18 protein-coding genes are annotated in these 19,277 nt (G+C 62.6%); 10 read left to right on the forward strand and 8 right to left on the reverse strand.

The features are described 5' to 3' along the window. Positions 1 to 3 precede the first annotated feature (3 nt). Both GJR98_RS13120 and GJR98_RS13125 read left to right on the forward strand, forming a co-directional pair. On the forward strand, positions 4 to 240 hold the full coding sequence (locus GJR98_RS13120) for a SelT/SelW/SelH family protein (protein ID WP_151139094.1): 237 nt from the start codon (positions 4 to 6) through the stop codon (positions 238 to 240). A 13-nt stretch (positions 241 to 253) separates the two neighbouring features. After that, the gene (locus GJR98_RS13125; protein ID WP_151139095.1) at positions 254 to 658 is read left to right on the forward strand and encodes a hypothetical protein; all 405 of its coding nucleotides are present in this window, start codon (positions 254 to 256) and stop codon (positions 656 to 658) included. Between the two features lie 24 nt (positions 659 to 682). Here the strand turns inward: GJR98_RS13125 and GJR98_RS13130 are convergent, their stop codons facing one another. Further along, the gene (locus tag GJR98_RS13130) at positions 683 to 1,705 is read right to left on the reverse strand and encodes an aldo/keto reductase (RefSeq protein WP_151139096.1); all 1,023 of its coding nucleotides are present in this window, start codon (positions 1,703 to 1,705) and stop codon (positions 683 to 685) included. A gap of 149 nt (positions 1,706 to 1,854) precedes the next feature. On the opposite strand from GJR98_RS13130, the gene GJR98_RS13135 reads away from it, so the two are divergent. After that, positions 1,855 to 2,853 (forward strand): Gfo/Idh/MocA family protein, encoded by a 999-nt coding sequence (locus GJR98_RS13135; RefSeq protein WP_151139097.1) that lies wholly within the window; start codon positions 1,855 to 1,857, stop codon positions 2,851 to 2,853. 18 nt (positions 2,854 to 2,871) lie between these two features. Here GJR98_RS13135 and GJR98_RS13140 read toward each other — a convergent pair whose 3' ends face one another. Further along, positions 2,872 to 4,269, reverse strand: a complete 1,398-nt coding sequence (locus tag GJR98_RS13140) for a PQQ-dependent sugar dehydrogenase (RefSeq protein ID WP_151139098.1) — start codon at positions 4,267 to 4,269, stop codon at positions 2,872 to 2,874. Between the two features lie 119 nt (positions 4,270 to 4,388). On the opposite strand from GJR98_RS13140, the gene GJR98_RS13145 reads away from it, so the two are divergent. The 3 genes from GJR98_RS13145 to GJR98_RS13155 all read left to right on the forward strand — a co-directional run bounded on the left by GJR98_RS13145 (position 4,389) and on the right by GJR98_RS13155 (position 6,470). Next, positions 4,389 to 5,330 (forward strand): ABC transporter ATP-binding protein, encoded by a 942-nt coding sequence (locus GJR98_RS13145; protein WP_151139099.1) that lies wholly within the window; start codon positions 4,389 to 4,391, stop codon positions 5,328 to 5,330. Then, positions 5,327 to 6,082: an ABC transporter permease gene (locus tag GJR98_RS13150; protein ID WP_151139100.1), complete on the forward strand. Its 756-nt coding sequence runs from the start codon at positions 5,327 to 5,329 to the stop codon at positions 6,080 to 6,082. Before GJR98_RS13145 ends, GJR98_RS13150 begins: the two co-directional genes overlap by 4 nt. A gap of 103 nt (positions 6,083 to 6,185) precedes the next feature. Continuing rightward, a complete protein-coding gene (locus GJR98_RS13155; RefSeq protein WP_151139101.1) occupies positions 6,186 to 6,470 on the forward strand; it encodes a DUF7545 family protein in 285 nt (94 codons plus the stop codon). Positions 6,471 to 6,665: 195 nt separating this feature from the next. On the opposite strand, the gene GJR98_RS13160 is transcribed toward GJR98_RS13155, so the two are convergent. The 3 genes from GJR98_RS13160 to GJR98_RS13170 all read right to left on the reverse strand — a co-directional run bounded on the left by GJR98_RS13160 (position 6,666) and on the right by GJR98_RS13170 (position 8,980). Next, entirely contained in the window at positions 6,666 to 7,463 is a 798-nt protein-coding gene (locus GJR98_RS13160) for a ZIP family metal transporter (protein WP_151139102.1), read from the reverse strand. A 257-nt stretch (positions 7,464 to 7,720) separates the two neighbouring features. Beyond that, positions 7,721 to 8,473, reverse strand: a complete 753-nt coding sequence (locus GJR98_RS13165; protein ID WP_151139103.1) for a mechanosensitive ion channel family protein — start codon at positions 8,471 to 8,473, stop codon at positions 7,721 to 7,723. Positions 8,474 to 8,719: 246 nt separating this feature from the next. Continuing rightward, the gene (locus GJR98_RS13170; RefSeq protein WP_151139104.1) at positions 8,720 to 8,980 is read right to left on the reverse strand and encodes a hypothetical protein; all 261 of its coding nucleotides are present in this window, start codon (positions 8,978 to 8,980) and stop codon (positions 8,720 to 8,722) included. 209 nt (positions 8,981 to 9,189) lie between these two features. Here GJR98_RS13170 and acs point away from each other — a divergent pair, with 209 nt between their 5' ends. The 3 genes from acs to GJR98_RS13185 all read left to right on the forward strand — a co-directional run bounded on the left by acs (position 9,190) and on the right by GJR98_RS13185 (position 14,240). Continuing rightward, positions 9,190 to 11,283, forward strand: coding sequence for an acetate--CoA ligase alpha subunit (gene acs, locus GJR98_RS13175; protein ID WP_151139105.1), 2,094 nt, complete (start codon positions 9,190 to 9,192; stop codon positions 11,281 to 11,283). Positions 11,284 to 11,309: 26 nt separating this feature from the next. Beyond that, positions 11,310 to 12,407, forward strand: a complete 1,098-nt coding sequence (locus tag GJR98_RS13180) for a phosphotransacetylase family protein (RefSeq protein WP_151139106.1) — start codon at positions 11,310 to 11,312, stop codon at positions 12,405 to 12,407. A gap of 135 nt (positions 12,408 to 12,542) precedes the next feature. Continuing rightward, entirely contained in the window at positions 12,543 to 14,240 is a 1,698-nt protein-coding gene (locus GJR98_RS13185) for a histidine kinase N-terminal 7TM domain-containing protein (protein ID WP_151139107.1), read from the forward strand. A gap of 31 nt (positions 14,241 to 14,271) precedes the next feature. On the opposite strand, the gene GJR98_RS13190 is transcribed toward GJR98_RS13185, so the two are convergent. Further along, positions 14,272 to 15,378: a M24 family metallopeptidase gene (locus tag GJR98_RS13190; RefSeq protein ID WP_151139108.1), complete on the reverse strand. Its 1,107-nt coding sequence runs from the start codon at positions 15,376 to 15,378 to the stop codon at positions 14,272 to 14,274. 69 nt (positions 15,379 to 15,447) lie between these two features. After that, positions 15,448 to 16,536: a CNNM domain-containing protein gene (locus GJR98_RS13195; protein WP_151139109.1), complete on the reverse strand. Its 1,089-nt coding sequence runs from the start codon at positions 16,534 to 16,536 to the stop codon at positions 15,448 to 15,450. 292 nt (positions 16,537 to 16,828) lie between these two features. On the opposite strand from GJR98_RS13195, the gene GJR98_RS13200 reads away from it, so the two are divergent. Then, positions 16,829 to 17,881 carry a DUF7544 domain-containing protein gene (locus tag GJR98_RS13200; RefSeq protein ID WP_151139110.1) on the forward strand — a complete coding sequence of 351 codons (1,053 nt, stop codon included), beginning with the start codon at positions 16,829 to 16,831 and terminating at the stop codon, positions 17,879 to 17,881. Positions 17,882 to 17,911: 30 nt separating this feature from the next. Here the strand turns inward: GJR98_RS13200 and GJR98_RS13205 are convergent, their stop codons facing one another. Beyond that, positions 17,912 to 19,219 (reverse strand): MFS transporter, encoded by a 1,308-nt coding sequence (locus GJR98_RS13205; RefSeq protein WP_151139111.1) that lies wholly within the window; start codon positions 19,217 to 19,219, stop codon positions 17,912 to 17,914. Positions 19,220 to 19,277 lie beyond the last annotated feature (58 nt).

The following is a 19,277-nucleotide window of genomic DNA, read 5'->3' on the forward strand; positions in this document are numbered from 1 at the left end:
GGTATGACCGACGTCGAAATCGAGTACTGCGTCCCCTGTGGCTTCCTCGGCCGCGCCGAAGAGATACAACATCACCTCCTCCAGCAGTTCGGCCAACGACTGGACCGCGTCGCACTCGTGACGGGCGACCACGGCGTCCTCACCGTCTCCGTCGACGGCGAACGCATCTGGGACAAATCCGAAGACGAGTACGACCCAGACCTGATTCTCCGGCGGGTTCGTCCGCACGTCGGCACGTGAGCCCGCTCGAATCGTGAAGTCACTCGAACACGCGGCCGTCGGACTCGTCGTCGGGACAGTCGCAGCGCTGGCGTTGGGGCCACCCGGAGGGCTGCCGCTCCTCGTCACTCTCTCCGTGTTGGTGAGCGTCTTCATCGACCTCGACCACTTCGTCATCGCCCGCGTCGAGCGCGGAGACTGGCAGAACCTCAGACTCGCCGTGACGAACCCGCGAGTCGGCATCGTCGAACAGGAGAAGATATTCGTCGGCATGGAGGGCGACTTCAACCGCAAGCGACTCCTGAGCCACCATCTCATCGGAGGCGTCGTCGTGGGTGGACTCGCGCTGTCGGGTGCCACGTTACTCGCCGCGTTCGTCGCTGTCGTCCTCTACGCACACGTCGTCTGCGACTTCCTCAGAGACCTCGGAATCGCGTGAAAATCGCGGTTGGAAGGTGGCCGCTCAGTGACCCCAGCGCCGACCTTCCTCGTCGTAGCGGGCGTTCATGATGCGCTCCCACTGGTCCGTCGAGAGGTCGACGTCGGCCGCACCGACGTTCTCACGAAGTTGCTCGGTCGTCCGTGCGCCGACGATTGGCACGACAGTCGCCTCTGGGTAGTCCATGAGCCATCGGAGCGCGACCTGTGCAGGACTGGCGTCGACTTCGTCCGCGACGGCGCGAACTTCGTCGAGGACGTGCCACCCGCGCTCGGAGAGGTAGAACTTCTCGAATCGCTCGTCGAACGAACCACGTGAGCCGTCGGGAGCGACGTACGCGGAGGGGTCGTCCGGGTCGGCGCGTTCGTACTTTCCGGTGAGGAACCCACCCGCGAGCGGCGAGTACGGACAGACGGCAATCTCTTGGTCGCCACAGACGTCGAGGTAGTCTTTGACGTCCTCGTAGTAGCCGGCGTGGAACAGCGGTTGGGTCACGTCGAAGCGGGCGTAGTCGTTCACGTCGGACTTCCAGAGCGCCTTCGTGAGTTGCCACGCCGCCATCGTGGAAGCACCGAGGTAGTTCACCTTGCCCTCTTCGACGAGTGCGTTCAGCGTCTGGAGCGTCTCTTCGATGGGCGTCTCGTCGTCCCAGCGGTGGATGTAGTAGAGGTCGAGGTAGTCAGTTCCGAGGCGGTCGAGCGTCCCCTCGATTTGGTTGCGGATGTGGGTTCGGGAGAGACCGCGACTGTTCGGGTTGTCCTCGTCGAAGGGGAAGTACACCTTCGAGGCGACGACGTAGTCCTCGCGGTCACGCTCGGCGAGCCAGTTCCCGATGTACTCCTCTGACGTGCCGTTGGGGTCGCCGTAGACGTTGGCGGTATCGATGAAGTTGCCACCGAGTTCCTCGTAGGTGTCGAGGAGTTCGTGCGCGTCCTCCTCGTCCGTCTCTAAGACGCCGCCAGTTCGTCGACCGAAGCGCCACGTCCCGAAACACAGTTCGGAGACGCGGGTTCCTGTCGAACCGAGTCGTCGATAGTCGAGGCTCATACTCGATGACAGGACTGCCGGCGACTAAAGAGTGAGAGTTGCGGCGAGACGTTCACCCTCGGTCTTCGAAGTCGCGGCGTTCGGAGAGGTGTGGTTCGAGACGGTCGTACGCCCGCACGCTTTTGCCGCCCGCCCACGACATGTAATCTATGTTTAGAGTCGCCGGAGTTGGTCTTGGAAACCTCGGTGTGATGGAGTGCCGCCTCTTCGATGAGATGGACGGCGTGAGTATCGTCGCCGGCGTCGACCCCGTCGAGGACGCCCGGGAACGCTTCGCCGACGAGTTCGGCGTTCCGACGTACGAGTCAGTAGACGAACTCCTCGAAGGCGAGTTCCTCGACGCCGTGACCATCGCGTCGCCGCACACGAAACACTTCGACCAGGCACTCGCCGCACTCGACGCAGGACTCCACGTCCACCTCGAAAAGCCGATGGTGACCGACCTCGGCGGCGCACGAGTGCTCATCGACCGCGCAGACGAACTCGGACTCACGCTCGCCGTCGGCTATCAACGACACTTCGACCCGCGATTTCACGAACTGCGCCGCATCGTCGATTCGGGACGCATCGGCGACCCGCACATGGTGGTCTGCCACCTCGAACAGGAGTGGATAAAGTGGACGAAAGACGAGTGGCGCGGCGACCCGGCGCTCTCCGGCGGCGGCCAACTGTACGACTCGGGGTCGCACCTCCTCGACGCGATGCTCTGGGTCACGCGCTCGAAACCCGTCACCGTCGCCGCGGCCGTCGACCACCGGGGCTACGACGTGGACGTGAACTCTGCACTGGCCGTCGTCCTCGACAGAGACGGTGAGCGACTCACGGCCAGCGTCGCCGTCTCGGGTGACGGGCCGAGCATCCCTGACCCGGGTGAGTCCCTGCGTATCATCGGCACCGAAGGGATGCTCTATTTCGATGGGGAGAGCATCGAGGTGACCGAAGCGGGGACGACGTACCGCGCGACTCCCAGCGAACCCGACTTCGAGACGCTGACCGAGAAGAAACTCCGAAACTTCGTCGACGCCGCCCGCGACGAAGCCGACCTCGCAATCCCCGCTGAAGACGCACTTCGGGTCACGGCACTCACCGAGGCCGCGTACGAGTCGGCGACGACTGGCCGACGAGTCAACGTCGGCGGCGACGACTGACTCGACAACCCGGTTTGCTCAGGCGACTCGCAGGCGATTCAGCGTCCCGGTCGTTCTGCTGGCTCGCGTGCTGTCGTTCGTACAGACGTAGAGTTCGCCAGCCGGGTCGCGGCCGAACGCGAGGACGTTCTCACCGCCGCCGTCACGGTCGGTGATGGGAATCTCGACGATATCCCACGGCCGCGACTCCTGCGGGCGGGCGGCGAACAGACGACCACCTGACCGCCAGTCGGCGAAGACGTACACGCCCGAGAGCGCCGGAATCTCCTCGCCACGGTAGACGTAGCCACCGATGACGGCGATACCAGAGGGGCCGCTTCCAGAGTGCGGGTACTCCAACACGGGGTCGATGAGCGGGTCACCGTCCGGTGTCTCAGTCGGACAGTCGCCTGCACGGAAGCAGTGTGCGCCTTCGCGGACGTTCCATCCGTAGTTGCCGCCGTTCTCGACCAGATTCACTTCTTCCCACATCCCCTGTCCCACGTCGGCGACGTAGAAGTCCTCGCCGTCGAAGGAGAGTCGCCACGGATTCCGAAGTCCCCACGCGTACTGTTCGTCGAATCCGTCGCGGCCGACGAGTGGGTTGTCCTCCGGGATTCCGTAGGGTTTGTCGTCGTCGCCAGAGACACCACCGTCCGTATCCACGTCGATTCGGAGGATGCTGCCGAGGAGGTTCTGCGTCACGTCCTGCCCGTTTCCGCCGCTCACTGCGCTGTACCAGTCGTCGACGTGGCCGCGTCCCTCGTCGTTGCCTGCGCCGCCATCGCCGACGGCGACGTACAGGTAGCCGTCGGGGCCGAACGCGAGTGCACCCGCGTTGTGGTTGGCCTGCGGTTGCGGGATTTCGAGGAGCGTTCGCTCGGAGTCGGCCGAGATAGTCGTCGCCTCGGGGTCTACGGTCAGTTCGCTGAGGACGAACGTGTGACTGTAGTTCGACGGCGTACCACCCCGTCGCGGGGCGCTGTAGCGGAGAAAGAGCCGGCCGTTGTCGGCGAAGTTCGGATGGAACGCGAGGCCGAGGAATCCGCGTTCGTCGTAGCCCGCGAGGTCGACGACGCGGTCCGTAATGTCGAGGTATGGCTCCGACTGGAGTCCAGCGTCGTCGTGAAGCCACAACAGGCCCGGTTGGTCGACGACGAAGCGCCGCGTACCGTCGAACGCGTCGGGGATGGCGACATCGACGGGGGACGTGAATCCGCTGGCGAGCGTCTCGTATCTGAGTTCGAGGGAAGAGAGGTCTCCAGTCTCACCACCGTTCCCGCTTCCTCCGCCACCGGCGTCGGTCGTCGCTCCGTCGGGTGATTGGGCTGTCGTTCCGCCGGTTTGACCACTGGTCGGGGCGCCCGTACACCCTGCGAGACCGCCGAGGAGGACCGTTCCAGTCGCCGTGAGGAACTCGCGCCGAGAACCGTTCATGTCACCGTGAAGGGGCGCACCGAGAGTAAGACTTCCTCCGGGGAACCTGTACCCGACGACCGTCGAACCCAACGCCGATTCCGAATCCCTTACCACCCGACCGGTCCGTCGGGTACGACATGGACGAGGTACTCGTCGCCGACGACCTCACGAAGTCCTACGGCGACGTGGAGGCGCTGTCTGGTGTCTCCGTGTCGGTCGCCGAGGGAGAGGTCTTCGGCCTCATCGGTCCGAACGGCGCGGGGAAGACGACGTTGATTCGCGCCCTGACGGGCACGACCACGCCGGACGGAGGTGTTGTGTCCGTTCTCGGCGACCACCCCACAGCGGTCGACCGCCAGCGACTCGCCCTCTTGCCGCAGGACTTCCGACCGGCAGGACGGTTGACCGCCCGCGAACTCGTCGCGTACTACGCCGGCCTCTACGACGGTGCCCGCGACCCGGACGTCGTCCTCGACGAAGTCGGACTCGCCGACGCGGGTGATACGTGGTACGAGAACCTCTCGGGCGGCCAACAGCGGCGTGCCTGTATCGCACTGACGCTCGTGAACGACCCAGACGTCCTCTTTCTGGACGAACCCACGACCGGTATCGACCCGGCGGGTCGCCGGGCGCTCTGGACACTCATCGACCGTCTCGCCGAGCGTGGGACGACGGTGTTCCTCACCAGTCACTCGATGGAAGAGGTCGAACGTCTCGCCGACCGCGTCGGGTTGCTCAACGACGGGAAACTCGTCACCGTCGGACGACCGGACCAACTCGTCGCCGAATACGGCGGTGAGAGCAGACTCGTCGTCAGAACTGCTGGCGACGCCGACCTCGATTCGGTTTCGCTGCCCGACTCACTCACAGGCGACGTGACCGACGACGGACTCACCGTCTACGGCGTCGGCCCGCGCCAGATAAGCGACGCAGTCGATGCCCTCGACGATGCCGGTATCGTCTACGAGTCACTCGTGTGGAAACAGCCCGGACTCGAAGAGGTCTATCTCTCGCTCACGGGCGAGCAGTTCGAAGCGGCACGACCTGCTGCCGCCGCCGCAATCGGAGGTGACCGATGAGCGGTCTCGAACGCGTCCAGTCGGAGTTCGTCGCCTCGTGGCACTCGTTCCTCCGCCGACGGACGGCAGTCTTCTTCACGTTCTTCTTCCCGGCCATCATCGTCGTCATCTTCGGTGCGCTCGTACAGACCCAACCCACCGGCGGCGGCCTGTTCGCCGAACCAAAGGAGTACTACATCGCCGGCTATCTCGCCGTCGTCGTGCTCTTTACGCCGCTGTCTCGGGTCGGGAGCACCATCGCACGGCACCGCGAGGGAAACCGGTTCGAGAAGTTGGCGACGACACCGCTGACGCGTAGGGAGTGGCTTCTCGCGCACGCGCTCGTCAACGTCGTCGTCATCGGCCTCGCAGCACTGTTGCTCCTCGTGCTCTCGCTTCTCGTGACCGGCGCGTCGATTCCACTATCGGCGGCGACGCTCGCGCTCGTCCCGTTCATCGCACTCGGTGTGACGCTCTTCTGCGGCCTCGGGGCCATCATCGGGAGCGTCGCCGACTCACAAGACGGTGTCATCGCAGCCAGCAACGCTATCGCACTCCCGCTGTTGTTCCTCTCGGAGACGTTCGTGACGCCCGACTTACTCCCGGCGTGGTTCCAACCAGCGTTGAACGTCTCGCCGTTGACGTACTTCGCTCGCGGTGTCCGGGCGCTCACCTACACGGGTGGCGATTGGGTGGGTAACCTCGCCATCCTCGCCGTCCTCGCCGTCGCGTTCTTCGTCGTGGGGACGATGGCGATTCCACAGACTGACTGAGTGCCACCGAGGTCGCGCCGACCGCCCCAAACACCCCACCGGAATGGCGTCCTCGACGCCCGTAAACTCAAGCCTTAACCCGCGCCCGGTCTCACGTGAGTGCATGGTCGAAACTGAGACGTACACCATCGAAGGACCGAACGGTGACTCCGAAGATATCGAACTCCCTGCAGGCCTCGTCGATATCTTCGCAGAGCAGGGCGAAGAACCGACGAGCGTCGTCGGCGACGTCGTCGTCCAGGCGTTCGCACAGCAGGCACACGTCGTCGCACACCACAGCGAGGGTGGCGCACCGGCTGACATCGCCGAAATCAACGAGAAGATGGAAGACCTGTTCGAAGACCGCTTCGGCGTCGCACTCTCCGACGCACTCGGTCACTCGCACTAAGCGAACGTCGACACCGAACGGCAACCGATCTTTTTCGCACAGTGGGTATCGTGCTGGGAGCAACAGCACTGGGACGGGGATAGAGACGCGCAGGGACAGGGATAAAGACAGGAATCGGAGCCGGAGGCAGAGATAGAGTCGGAGTCGGAGACAGAGACAGAAGAGAGAGCAGTCGAAGACGAACGCGAGCGAGAGTTAGATGAACGCCAGCGGAATCATGATGGCGAATCCGGCGGAGAGTCCGGCGAGTAACTCTACTTTGCCACCGCGTGGGAGACGCTTACCGAGTTCGAGTGCTTCGGGAATGAACTCCGTCACGACGAGGAACACCATCGCACCCGCTGCGAACCCGAACCCGAACGGGAGGAACTCGCGGGCGATGCGTACGAAGTAGAACGCGATGACGGCCCCAATCGGTTGGGGCAGGCTCGAGAAGATGGCCCACCAGACGAGTTTCCAGTTGGAGACGTTCATCGTGCGAAGTGGGATAGAGATTGCGAGTCCTTCGGGGATGTTGTGAATCGAGATCGCGATGGTCATGAACACGGCGAGCAGTGGAACGGCGAATCCGAACAGTTCCACGCCGCCACCGAGTCCAAGGTCGGCGAAGGAGACGCCGACGGCGACACCCTCAGGAAAACTGTGGACGGTGAGGATACCGAGAATCAACAGCAGTTTCCGGAAGTCTGCCTCCTCGTACTTTTTCGGGTTGACCTCGGCACCCTCGATGATGTAGTGTGCGACGACGACGAGGGCGACACCAGCCAAAAGGCCGACACCCAGTTGCAACGGCGTCCCGTTGGCGAGGCCTTCGAGAACGAGGCCAAACAGCGACGCGGAGACCATGATACCCGAGGCGATGCCCCAGAGCGCCACGTTCCAGCGGTCGCTCACGTCGGAGACGAAGAAGAACGGAAGCGCGCCGATACCGGTCGCGATTGCCGTGATAAGCCCCGCGATAAAGACGAATGCGAGGGCAGCGAATTGGTCCATACGAGGAGTAGCTGTTCGAAGCCGATAAGTATTATCATATTTTAGATAGAATTCGGCCCACCTAAATTCGGATGGCCTAAAATTTGGGCACGAGAGGTTTCGTCGAACCAAAAACTAGAATCAGCTATTATTTATAGAAATTGGTAAATCTGACTTTCCCAACGACGAGAGAGGCAAGTTGACTGGTGGGACTGCGGCTACTCGAACGCAATTGCGCCCACCAAAGAAACGAGAGAAAGGGAACGTGTTCGAAGTGGTCAGTCGTCGGCGGGCGACGCACCCTCGGACATGTCCGAATCGCTTCCCATCGGGGAGACGGGGGACGCCGCGACAGAGCGGGCCGAGCCCATCCAGCGTTCGACGTTGGCGGAGACGTAGTCGCGAGCACCGAAGGCGACTGCGCCACCGACGCCGATTGCGATGGCGGCTGCCAGACCCCACGCGAACGCCTGTGCGATGGTGAAGAGGATAGCCACGTCGATACCCATCGTGCTCAGACCGATGACGACTGCGGTGAAGTACAGGAAGACGCGAGTCCCGACGGCGAAGAGGTTCGTGTACGACGTCTCGGTGGCCGCGCGAGTGCCCTTGATGGCGTCACCGATGAAGTCGGCGACGACGAACCCGAGGACGATGACGAGTAGACCGGCAACGAACGCCGGAGCGTACGAGACGGCCGTCGACACCCACTCGGAGAACAGTGGTACCGAGAGGACGTCGGCGGCTGCGACGATGGTGACTGCGTAGACGAACCATCTCGTGAGCGTCCCGAACGCACCGGATACTGCTGCTTCTGTTCCGCCAAGGATGTCTCCAATCGGCGTCGTGAGTACTGCCTTGTCGAGTTCGACTCGGTCTGCGAGGCCGGCGACGATTCGACCGACGAATCGTCCAACGAGCCAACCGATGACAAGGACGACGATGGCACCGACGAGGTTCGGAAGGAACGCGATTACTTCGCTCGTCAACTGTGCGAGTGAGTCTGTTAGTGTGACTTGTAACGGGTACATTACGTAGATAACATAGCACTCTCCATAGTTAGTTAAGGAGCACTGAAGCGTGTACAAAACCCTCAGATAATCGATACGCTCCGTTTTCCTCGACAATCGGCGAAAACGGACGAATCGGCCGGGACAGCGGTGAGCATGCGTCTCTGCGAAGATTTCCACCCTGAGCAGACAGTCTATGGTTCAGAACGGACGGAGTCGGATTAATCTGGCCCTCACCAATGCGAGAGTTCACTCGTCAGGAGCGTTCTATTCCCTGTTTTTGGCAGAATTTCGGTCTTCAGATTCGGCGTCGGCGAGTCGGCCGAGGTGTCTCGCAATCTGCTCCATGGCGACGACGAGACGGGCAGCGAACCACAGTGAGACTGCGCCCACGACGAGGAACACCCACAGGAGAATTTGCTGGGCGATGAGAAGGGAGTACGCGAGTGTCACGAGGAGAACGACCACCACCGCAATTCGAACACCGGTCGTCTCGTGGAGGGGCGTCTTGTCAGCAGGGTACGACATAGCCCGTGGTTTTCTGGGTGTTCCTATAGGTGTTTGGGGAGCGAATACGGGCCCTCGTTCAGAGCTCGCACGACAGCTATTTGAGTCGAGATTTCGGTGAATAAATCACGAACCATCCTAATTAATTGCGCTACTGTAGCGTGCCACCAAAGGCCGTGAGAGCGGTCACACCCCCGAATTTATCAGTCGTCTCTGGGTATCACCAGATGATGGGAGAGTTATCCGAGTTGTTCGCGCCGAACCGAATCGCAGTGGTCGGCGCGACCGAGCGCGAAGGGGCCATTGGCCGGGCCATCATGGACAACCTCATCGAGGAGTTCGACGGTGAGGTCGTCCCGGTCAACCCCAAGTACGACGAACTGTTCGGCCTGCAGTGCTACAGTGACGTTGGGGAGACGGGCGCTGACCTCGCGGTCATCGTCGTCCCTCCGAAGGTGGTGCTTCCTGCGATGAAGTCCGCCGGTGAGGCAGGCATCGAGAACGCGGTGGTCATCACGGCCGGCTTCGGCGAGACGGGCAGTGAAGGTGCAGCCCGCGAGCAGGAGCTTCGTGAGATTGCCGAGAGCTACGACATGAACGTCGTCGGCCCGAACAGTCTGGGCATCATGAACACGGACGTCGGCATGAACGCGACGTTCGGCCCCGACATGGCCCTCGACGGCAACATGTCCTTCATGAGCCAGTCGGGTGCGTTCATCACGGCAGTCATCGACTGGGCCAACGACGAAGACATCGGCTTCAAGGACATCGTCTCGCTGGGTAACAAGGCGGTCCTCGACGAAGCCGACTTCATCGAGGCGTGGAACGACGACCCCGACACCGAGGTCATCATCGGCTACCTCGAAGGCATCAGCGCGGGTCGCGAGTTCATCGACTCCGCCCGCGACGTGACGAAGGACACGCCAATCGTCCTCGTGAAGTCCGGAAAGACCGACGCCGGTGCGCAGGCCGCATCGTCGCACACCGGAACGATTGCTGGCTCGGACGCCGCCTACGAGGCGGGTCTCGAACAGGCCGGCGTCATCCGCGCCGACTCCGTCCAGCACCTCTTCGACACTGCGCGCGTGCTGGGTGACCAGCCACTGCCCGAAAACAAAGACGTCGCCGTCATCACGAACGCCGGTGGTCCCGGTGTGATGACGACCGACGCCATCGGTGAATCCGACCTCGAGATGGCGAGTTTCACCGACGAGACGCTGTCGAACTTCTCCGAGACGCTTCCGCCGGAAGGGAACATCTACAACCCGGTCGACATCGTCGGCGACGCCGACAACGAGCGCTTCAAGAACGCCCTCGACGTGGCTCTCGCCGACGAGAACGTCGGCAGCGCCATCGTCCTCACGGCACCCACGGCCGTTCTCGACTACAACCAACTCGCCGAGGACACGGTCGAACTCCAGCAGAAACACGACAAGCCGATTGCGGCCTGTTTCATGGGTGGCGAACGCGTCAACGCCGCGTCCGACCTGATGAAAGACGCCGGCATCCCGAACTACTTCGACCCTTCGCGTGCCGTCGACGGCCTCGAAGCCCTCGCGAAGTACGCCGACATCCGCCAGCGCGAGTACGACGCACCCACCGAGTTCGACGTGGACCGCGAGCGTGCCCGTGAGATTCTCGAAACCGTCAAAGCACGCGACGAGACGCGCCTCGGTGTCGAGGCCATGGAACTGCTCGACGCCTACGGTATCGAGACGCCGAAAGGCGACATCGTCGACGACCCGGCCGACGCCCTCGACGTCGCCGAGCAAATCGACGGCAATGTCGTCATGAAGATCGTCAGTCCGGACATCCTCCACAAGTCCGACATCGGCGGCGTCAAAGTCGGTGTCGAGAACGAGGACGTCTACGACGCCTACGAGGACCTCATCACCCGCGCGAAGAACTACCAGCCAGACGCCAACATCCTCGGCGTGCAGGTTCAAGAGATGGTCAACCTCGACGACGGCGTCGAGACCATCGTCGGTATGAACCGTGACCCGCAGTTCGGTCCGCTCATGATGTTCGGCCTCGGTGGCATCTTCGTCGAGATTCTCGAAGACACGACGTTCCGCGTCGCACCCGTCGCCGAGTCAGAAGCAGAAGAGATGACCAAGGAAATCGACGCAGCACCGATGCTCCGCGGTGCCCGTGGGAACGACCCCGTCGATATCGGTGGCATCACCGAGACCATCCAGCGTCTCTCACAACTCGTCACGGACTTCCCGGCTATCCTCGAACTCGACATCAACCCGCTCGTCGCACTCCCCGACGGCGTCAAGGCAGTCGACGTTCGCCTGACCGTGGACCCGGACGAACTTTAAACACCTCAACAACCAATCATTCAACAATGAACACGGTACTCGTCACCTCGACCGGAGAAAGCACCGGGAAGACCGCCATCACACTCGCACTCGGCCTCCTCGCCAAAGAACGCGGACTGGACGTCGGCTACATGAAGCCGAAGGGGACGCGCCTGCAGTCCAGCGTCGGCAAGACGCTCGACGAAGACCCGATGCTCGCTCGGGAACTCCTCGACATCGACGCCGAGATGCACCAGCTCGAACCCGTCGTCTACTCGCCCACCTTCATCCAGGGTGCGATTCGCGGAAAGGAAAACAACGAAGAACTCTCCGAAGTCATCTCGCACCACTTCGAGGACATCTCGGCCGGTAAAGACCTGATGTTCATCGAAGGCGGTGGGTCCTACCGGACCGGCGGCATCGTCGACCTCACGGACGCCGACATCGCCGAACTCCTCGACGCAGAAGTCGTCCTCGTCGCCGACTACAAACAGCCGAGCGACCTCGACGACGTGGTCGCGGCCATCGAAGACATCGGGAGCGACCGACTCACCGGCGTCGTCTTCAACCGCGTGAGCGACGCCGTCTACGACGAACTGGAGACGGAAGTCGCGCCGTTCCTCGAAGCACGCGGTGTCCCCGTCCTCGGCGTCGTCCCGACCGAGAAGGACCTCGCCGGCGTCACGGTGCAGGAACTCGCAGACGAACTCGGTGCAGAGTTCGCCACCGACGCCCCGACCGACGCGTTCGTCGAACGCTTCCTCGTCGGCGCGATGGGCGGCGACGCGGCACTTCGCTACTTCCGCCGCACCAAGAACGCCGCCGTCATCACCGGTGGTGACCGCGCGAACATCCAGCGTGCCGCCCTCGAAGCACCGGGCGTCAAGTGTATCATCCTCACTGGCGGCCACCGACCCGTCGGTGCCGTCATCGGCAAGGCCGAACAGAAGGGCGTCCCTGTCATGCTGGTCAACGGCGACACGCTCTCTGTGACCGACCGCGCCGAAGATATCGTCAGCACGGGGCGCACCCGCGACGAGCGCACCGTCGAGCGCATGCGCACCCTGCTCTACGAACACGCTGACACCGACGCAATCATCGGCGGCATCGCGCCCTCGGGCGACGCCGACGAAGACGACGAATAAGCACCGCCTACGCGGTTTGCAGACGAATCCCTCCTTTTGTCTGAGTTTTGTCAGAACGTCCAATTATCCGCGTCTATTTTTCTGATTTGATAATCTACCGAAGCAGTAATGCACTCATAGTCAAAGATTCAACCGATGAACGGTGGGCTTTCCGCACCCATAGTGCTTCTCGTCGGCGTCTCTCTGGCCGCGTTTGTCGTCGCCACCACGTTCGTTCGGCGCCGGCGTGACAGACCGGGAGCGAAAGAACTCGGAGGCCTACTCGTCGCCGTCGGCACGTGGTGTGGACTTTACGCTGCCCAACTCACCGTCAGTTCGAAGGCGGATATGGTATTTATATACCAGCTGATATATTTCTGCATTGTTCCGATTCCAGTGCTGTGGTTCACGTTCGTCACGTCGTACACAGGGAGTCGACCGATGCCATTAGGTGTGTGGGCGGTGGGACTCATCGTCTCGACAGGCTACGTTATGGGTGCGCTGTTGTGGCCCGAGACGACACTGGTCTGGACGGACGTCACCGTCGTCCCACTCGGCGAAATGGAGACGTTATCTCTCGAAAAGGGACCGGTGTTTTACATATTCTTCGCGTATAGCTACCTCCTCTTCGTCTGGGGGCTCGTCAGACTCAGTCGAAGCGGCATCACGAATCGGGGGACGCTCCGTAACCAACACCGTGCCATTGGACTCGCACTCTTCGTCGTTCTGGTCCCGAACGTGGCGTACAACGTCGGACTCGCGCCCTTCGAGTTCGACCCGACCCCGTTCGCGTTCACGGTTGCAATGCTCCTGTTCGTCGTTGCAGACTCGCAGTACGGGTTGTTCAGGGCCCATCCTCTGGCCCGTGATATCGCCCGTGAACACGTTATCGAGGAGATGGTTGACGGCGTCTTCGTCATCGACAGGTCGAACGTCGTCACCGACATCAACCCCGCGGCAGCAGAGGCGCTCGGGGTGTCTTCACAGCAGATCGTGGGCCGCCAACTCGACGACGTGCTGCCCGACCTCGCTGTCCCAACCGGGGCGACACAGATGGAACAACCGACCAGCTACCGCGCACCAGACGACCAGAGATACGACGTGAGGGTGTCGCCGCTTTCAGACTCCAGAAACGGGATTCAAGGGTCAATCGTCACGCTCCACAACGTCACCGACGCGCGGCAACGAGAGGAACGCCTCGCCGTACTCAACCGAATCCTCCGACACGACATCCGAAATGGCCTCAACGTCGTTGGAGGATACGCAGAACTCATGACCGAACCGGACGCCGACGAAGAGACGAAGGAGATGGCGGGAACTCGTGTCAAGAACCGCACCAACGAACTACTGGAACTGGCCGAGAAGATTCGCGCAATCGAGAAGGGACTCGACCGACACGCAGAGCGGCAGACCGTCGAGTTGATGCATATCTTGCGAACAGTCGTCGACAGGGTCGCCCGTGACTGGCCCGACGCCTCGCTCTCGCTGTCCGGTCCCGACGAAGTTGCTGTCGTCGCCACGCCCATCGTGGAAGTGCTCTTCGACAACCTCGTCGAAAACGCGGCAGAACATTGTGGGGCGGCACCGAACATCGACGTGCAGGTGACGGCCGCCGACGAGTGGGTCATCATTGATATCGCCGACGATGGCCCCGGTGTCCCCCCCGAAGAGCTATCAGTCATCGAAGCGGGCGAGACACAACTCCACCACACAAGCGGAATCGGACTGTGGTTGGTTACGTGGCTCGTCAGGCAGTCGAACGGGTCTATCGACTTCGACGTGACCGACGCCGGAACGACCGTCAATGTTCGTCTGAAGCCTGCTAGTGAAGACGCTGTGGTGGTTCCCGCGTAGCGCTGGCGGAGGACCGACCACCAGCGGCCGTTCAAATCTGCCAGTGCCGGTCGGTGTCGTTCAACAGCTCCGCGCCGTCTTCGGTGACCACCACGAGGTCCTCGATTCGAACACCAAACTCGTCGGGAAGGTAGACACCGGGCTCGATGCTGAAGACGTTTCCAACGTCGAGTTCACGGTCGCTTCCGGCGACGATGTACGGTTCTTCGTGGACATCGAGGCCGACCCCGTGGCCGGTTCGGTGGATGAATCGGTCGCCGTAGCCGGCGTCTTCGATGACCTCGCGGGCCGCCCAGTCGATTTCGCCCGCGGTGACACCAGGTTCGACGGCCTCGAACGCGGCCGTTCGGGCCGCTTGGACGACTTCGTGAACGCGCTCGAACTCGACGGGTGGGTCGCCGCCGAAGACGACTGTTCTCGTCTGGTCGCTCGGATAGTGGTCTACTCGGGTCCCGAAGTCGAGGACGACAGGGTCACCGGATTCGATGATTCGGTCGCCGTAGGTGTGGTGCGGCATCGCCCCGTTCGGTCCCGACCCGACGATTGGGCCAAAGGCGACACCCTCGCCGCCCTCTTCGGCGAGCAGTTGCTCGATTTCGCCGGCGAGTTCCGTCTCCGTCATCCCGACACACTGGTCGCCCATGTCGCGGAGACGGTCGACGACGCGGTCTGCGACTGCCCCCGCACGGCGGAGCGCATCGAGTTCGGCATCGTCTTTTTTCGCACGAAGCGGAGCGATGACCTCGCTCGCGAGCCCGAATTCGACGTCGGGGAGGACAGACTGGAGGTCCTGCGTGAACTGCGCCCACATCGTGTCGTCGACGAGGATGCGGCCGTCACCGAGGTCGAGGTCCGAGACGACTTCTCTGACGGCGGCGACTGGGTCTTCGTCGTCACTCCACGTCTCGACGTTCGCGACCCACGACTCGGCGCGGACCTGCGTTTCGTAGAGGTCCGGGACGAGAAACACTGGCGTCCCTTCTCGTGGGACGAACAAGAAGAGGTGGCGCTCGGCCGGTTCCTCCTCGAATCCAGCGAGGTAGAGGAGGTTCCGACTCGGGAACAAGACGGCGGCCGACGCATCGACCGTAGCCAATCGCTCTTGGCACGCGTGGGTACGTCGTTCGAAGGGAGTCATGACCGTCGGTACGCAGGGCGACAGAAAAGTGTGGGCGGTCGCCAGTGCGTTCGTCGTCCCGTCCCGAAGTTAGGCACCGAGGTCGAGCGGGTCGTACAACTGACCCGTAATCGACTCGAACGCGTCGGAGGCGGTGACGAGACCCACCACCTCGTCGGTGTCGGGGTCTCGAACCATCGCCAGTTCCTGATTTTCTTCCTGCAGGCGGTCGATGAGGTCGCTGACCGGTAGGTCCGCCGAGACAGAGAGTGGCGGGGCAGCGATGTCTTCGAGCGTTCGGTCGCCCGACTGGAGCCGGTCGATAGACGCGAGGACGGTCGGCGCGTAGACGACGCCACGAACGTCGTCTAACGACTCACCGACGAGTGGGAACCGCGAGTGCTGTGGGTTCGTCCGAATTCGGTCGAGGTTCTCGTCGGTCGTCGCTGCCGTGGTGAGTGCGACGACGTCGTCTTCTGGGACCATCACTCGTCGAACGGACAACTGGCCGATTCGGAGGGCGTTGAGAACCTCTTCACGGCGGTCCTCGGGAAGCGATCCACGGGAGAGGATATCGCCCATCTGGCTCCGGACCTCTCCGCGACTGAGGCGCCCACCCTCGCCGTCTTCGTCTTCGTGGTCGAGTTCTGCTTCTTGCCACGACCGGGTTATCTCCACACCGCCGAGCGACAACAACCGCTTTGCGAACCAGTCGGCGACGACGATGACTGGGTACATGAGTTTCGTCCACGCGTACAACACGGGAGCAGTGTACTTCGCCACGAACCGAGACCGCTCGACGCCGAGGTACGTGGGAACCTGCTCACCGAGGACGACGTGGGCGAGGTTGATGACCGACAGTGACAGAATGACCGACAGCGACGTGTGCGCGCCCGCACCACCGCCGAGGAGTGCGCCGAAGACGGCGGCGACGGCCGGTTCGGCGACGACGCCGAGGCCGACACTGGAGATGGTAATACCGACCTGACACCCCGAGAGATAGACCTCTAACCGTTCGGTCATCTTCCACGCGCGTTCGAGTCCACGCGACCCTTCGAACGCCGACCGCTCGAACTGTGGGACGCGAGTCATCGCGAACTCAGAGACGACGAAGAATGCGTTCGCGAACAACAGTACGAGACCACCGAAGAGACGGACCGCAGTCTCGACACCGACCATACAGCGTCGCGTTTGAACTGGACTCCCCTGATATTTGTGGCTTAGAAGCGGGGAGAGAGTTGGTCACATGTCTGTTTGGTTGCCTGTTTCAGAGCGACGCTGTTTGGACTCACGAACCGAGGGTAGCCATCGAAGGGGTCGGACGCGACGCCACACCGGTCACGACAGATGTCGGTGTCCCGCTCGACTGTATTCGAAACCGCACGCCGAGACTGCCGTTCACCGAACCTGACCTGTGCTATCACTTAAACTCTCGGACACCTTTATCGCCTGAGGCATCCAATCTCCAGCCATGAGTTGGAAAGCAATCGACGCCCTCGACGACGCTCGTGACGCCACGGGGTCGCTCCTCCTCCCCTTCGACGCAGGTCGGTGGGCACGCCTCGCGCTCATCGCCCTCTTCGTCGGTGGTATCGGCAGCGGTGGTGGTACGGCTGGCAACGCAGGGAACACCGGGTTCACCTTCCCCGCAGATGGCGGGGTCCCGCCGACTGACATCCCGATCGACACCTTCCCGGGATTCGTCACGCCGGGTCGTATCCTCGCGCTCATCATCGCGCTGGCAGCAATCGCCATCCTCCTCGGCATCATCTGGTCGATTATCGGGTCCGTGATGCAGTTCGTCTTCGTCGATGCCGTCATCTCGAAAGACGTACGCATCAGAACGCCATTCCGCGAACGGCTCGGCCTCGGCCTCAGACTGTTCGTCTTCCAGGTTGGCCTCGTCGTCGCGGTCATGCTGTTGCTCGGTCTCCCCCTCGCAGCAGTCGTCCTCGGCGGCATCAACCTCGATGGGTCGGTGTTCCTCCTCGCGATACCGCTGGTGTTCATCGCCATATTGGTGTTCTTAGTGCTCGCCATCGCCCTCCAGTTGACCACCGACTTCGTCGTCCCGACGATGATTGCCGAAGACCGGCGCGTCATCGACTCGTGGCGTCGTGTCGCCCCTGTGTTCCGCGCCGAGTTCTCGGAGTTCGGTCTCTACGTCCTCATCAGGTTCGTCCTCGGCATCCTCGCGGGCATCGCCATCGGCGTCGCCACCGCGTTGGTCCTGCTCGTAGTCGCGATTCCGTTTGCGATCGTCGGCGGCGGAATCCTCCTGGTTCTCACCGGAGCGCAAGTCAGCGCGTTCTCCACCGCTGGGCTGGTGCTGTTCGGTGGCCTCGGGCTTCTGTTCGTCTTCACTGCAATCGCCGTGGGCGCACTCGTTCAGATGCCCGTCGTGACGTTCTTCCGGTACTACTCGCTGTTCCTCCTCGGAAGCACGGACGAGTCACTCGACCTCGTCTCTGGATTCCGTACCGAAGACGACACGCCGGCACCGGAAGGCCCGACGCCCGCCTGAGCACCGCCCAACGACGTTCGAACTCGATTTTTACGCCGTCACCGACGCGATGACCTCACGGTCCAGTCGGCCCAGAAGGAAGAGAATGGGAATCATCAGCAACCCGCCCGCGACGAACGGTGCCCAGAACGCGATGCCGGTGTAGAGTCCGCCTGCGAGTGCTGGTCCGAAGGTACGGGCGAGACTCCCGGCACTCTGGGTGAGGCCGAACGCACCGCCCTGCTCGTCGTCGCCGGCAGAGCGAGAGACGAGCGTGTTCAACGAGACGTTCGTCAGGGCGTTTCCGACCGAAAGCGGAGTCATCACGGCGAGCAGTGCGAGCACACCCGGCGGAAGCGTGGGTCCGATGGGAACCAGCGCACCGACGGTGGGAATGTACGTGCCGAACACCGGCGAGAACGGCACCGCAGCGAGCATGACGACCTGAATGGCCGCACCAGCGACGGCCAATCGGTACTCTCCGAATCGGTCGGTCAAGGGGCCGACGAGGCCACCTTGAACGACGGCGAGAACGAGGCCGACGTACGTGAGGATAATCGCGTTCTCGGTCGCGCCGTACCCGTACTGGTCGTTCGTGAGGAAGATGAACTGGCTCTCCAGCGCGGAAAAGGCGAAGGAGACGAGGAAGAACGACGCGACGAGGGCACCGAGGCCGTGCGTTCTGAGTGCCGTCAGGAGTTGGTCGATGCGTGACTCGCGTTCGGTGGCCTCCGAACCGCGTTCTTCCGGCGGGCGCGACTCGGGGAGGACGAAGAACGCCACGACGAGATTCGTGCCGGTGATGACGGCGGCGGCGAAACTGGGAAGCGAGAACTCCGAGACTGGAACGATTGCTGGAAAGATGTCGCGGGCGGCGGCCACGACGGGATCGCTGGCGAAGAACCCACCGAGCGCCGGGCCGAAGACGAACCCGAGACCGAACGCGGCGCCGAGGAGTCCGAGTCCTTTCGCGCGGTCTTCGGGCGGCGTGATGTCGGCGATGTACGCCTGCGCGGTGGCGATGTTGCCACCCATCGCCCCCGCGAGCATGCGCGCGGCGAACAGAACTGCGAGCGACCCCGCGATACCGAACAGCATCCACGCGATGACACTGCCGGTGAGCGAGAGCAAGAGAACCGGACGCCGACCTCGAGCGTCGGAGAGACGGCCCAGAAGTGGTGCGGCGAGGAACTGCATCGCAGAGTACGATGCGATGAGGAGACTCCCAACGAACTCTGTCGCCCCGAACGACAGCGCGTACAACGGAATCACGGGAATGAGGATTCCGAACCCGAGGAGGTCAACGAAGACGATGAAGAAGACCACCCCGAGGGCGCGACGTGGGTTTTCGACAGTCATCGTCTGCCCCTTGGCTGGTTGGCAGAAAACCACGTCGATACCGGTTTCTGACCAGTCG

It is taken from the genome of Haloferax marinisediminis, from assembly GCF_009674585.1.
GTDB lineage: Archaea > Halobacteriota > Halobacteria > Halobacteriales > Haloferacaceae > Haloferax > Haloferax marinisediminis.

What these genes read in the sequence shown, in the direction of transcription:
- GJR98_RS13120 (WP_151139094.1), top strand. Translation starts at nt 4, where the DNA reads ATGACCGACGTCGAAATCGAGTACTGCGTCCCCTGTGGCTTCCTCGGC.
- GJR98_RS13130 (WP_151139096.1), bottom strand. Translation starts at nt 1,705, where the DNA reads ATGAGCCTCGACTATCGACGACTCGGTTCGACAGGAACCCGCGTCTCC.
- GJR98_RS13135 (WP_151139097.1), top strand. Translation starts at nt 1,855, where the DNA reads ATGTTTAGAGTCGCCGGAGTTGGTCTTGGAAACCTCGGTGTGATGGAG.
- GJR98_RS13140 (WP_151139098.1), bottom strand. Translation starts at nt 4,269, where the DNA reads ATGAACGGTTCTCGGCGCGAGTTCCTCACGGCGACTGGAACGGTCCTC.
- GJR98_RS13145 (WP_151139099.1), top strand. Translation starts at nt 4,389, where the DNA reads ATGGACGAGGTACTCGTCGCCGACGACCTCACGAAGTCCTACGGCGAC.
- GJR98_RS13150 (WP_151139100.1), top strand. Translation starts at nt 5,327, where the DNA reads ATGAGCGGTCTCGAACGCGTCCAGTCGGAGTTCGTCGCCTCGTGGCAC.
- GJR98_RS13155 (WP_151139101.1), top strand. Translation starts at nt 6,186, where the DNA reads ATGGTCGAAACTGAGACGTACACCATCGAAGGACCGAACGGTGACTCC.
- GJR98_RS13160 (WP_151139102.1), bottom strand. Translation starts at nt 7,463, where the DNA reads ATGGACCAATTCGCTGCCCTCGCATTCGTCTTTATCGCGGGGCTTATC.
- GJR98_RS13165 (WP_151139103.1), bottom strand. Translation starts at nt 8,473, where the DNA reads ATGTACCCGTTACAAGTCACACTAACAGACTCACTCGCACAGTTGACG.
- GJR98_RS13170 (WP_151139104.1), bottom strand. Translation starts at nt 8,980, where the DNA reads ATGTCGTACCCTGCTGACAAGACGCCCCTCCACGAGACGACCGGTGTT.
- acs (WP_151139105.1), top strand. Translation starts at nt 9,190, where the DNA reads ATGGGAGAGTTATCCGAGTTGTTCGCGCCGAACCGAATCGCAGTGGTC.
- GJR98_RS13180 (WP_151139106.1), top strand. Translation starts at nt 11,310, where the DNA reads ATGAACACGGTACTCGTCACCTCGACCGGAGAAAGCACCGGGAAGACC.
- GJR98_RS13185 (WP_151139107.1), top strand. Translation starts at nt 12,543, where the DNA reads ATGAACGGTGGGCTTTCCGCACCCATAGTGCTTCTCGTCGGCGTCTCT.
- GJR98_RS13190 (WP_151139108.1), bottom strand. Translation starts at nt 15,378, where the DNA reads ATGACTCCCTTCGAACGACGTACCCACGCGTGCCAAGAGCGATTGGCT.
- GJR98_RS13195 (WP_151139109.1), bottom strand. Translation starts at nt 16,536, where the DNA reads ATGGTCGGTGTCGAGACTGCGGTCCGTCTCTTCGGTGGTCTCGTACTG.
- GJR98_RS13200 (WP_151139110.1), top strand. Translation starts at nt 16,829, where the DNA reads ATGAGTTGGAAAGCAATCGACGCCCTCGACGACGCTCGTGACGCCACG.
- GJR98_RS13205 (WP_151139111.1), bottom strand. Translation starts at nt 19,219, where the DNA reads ATGACTGTCGAAAACCCACGTCGCGCCCTCGGGGTGGTCTTCTTCATC.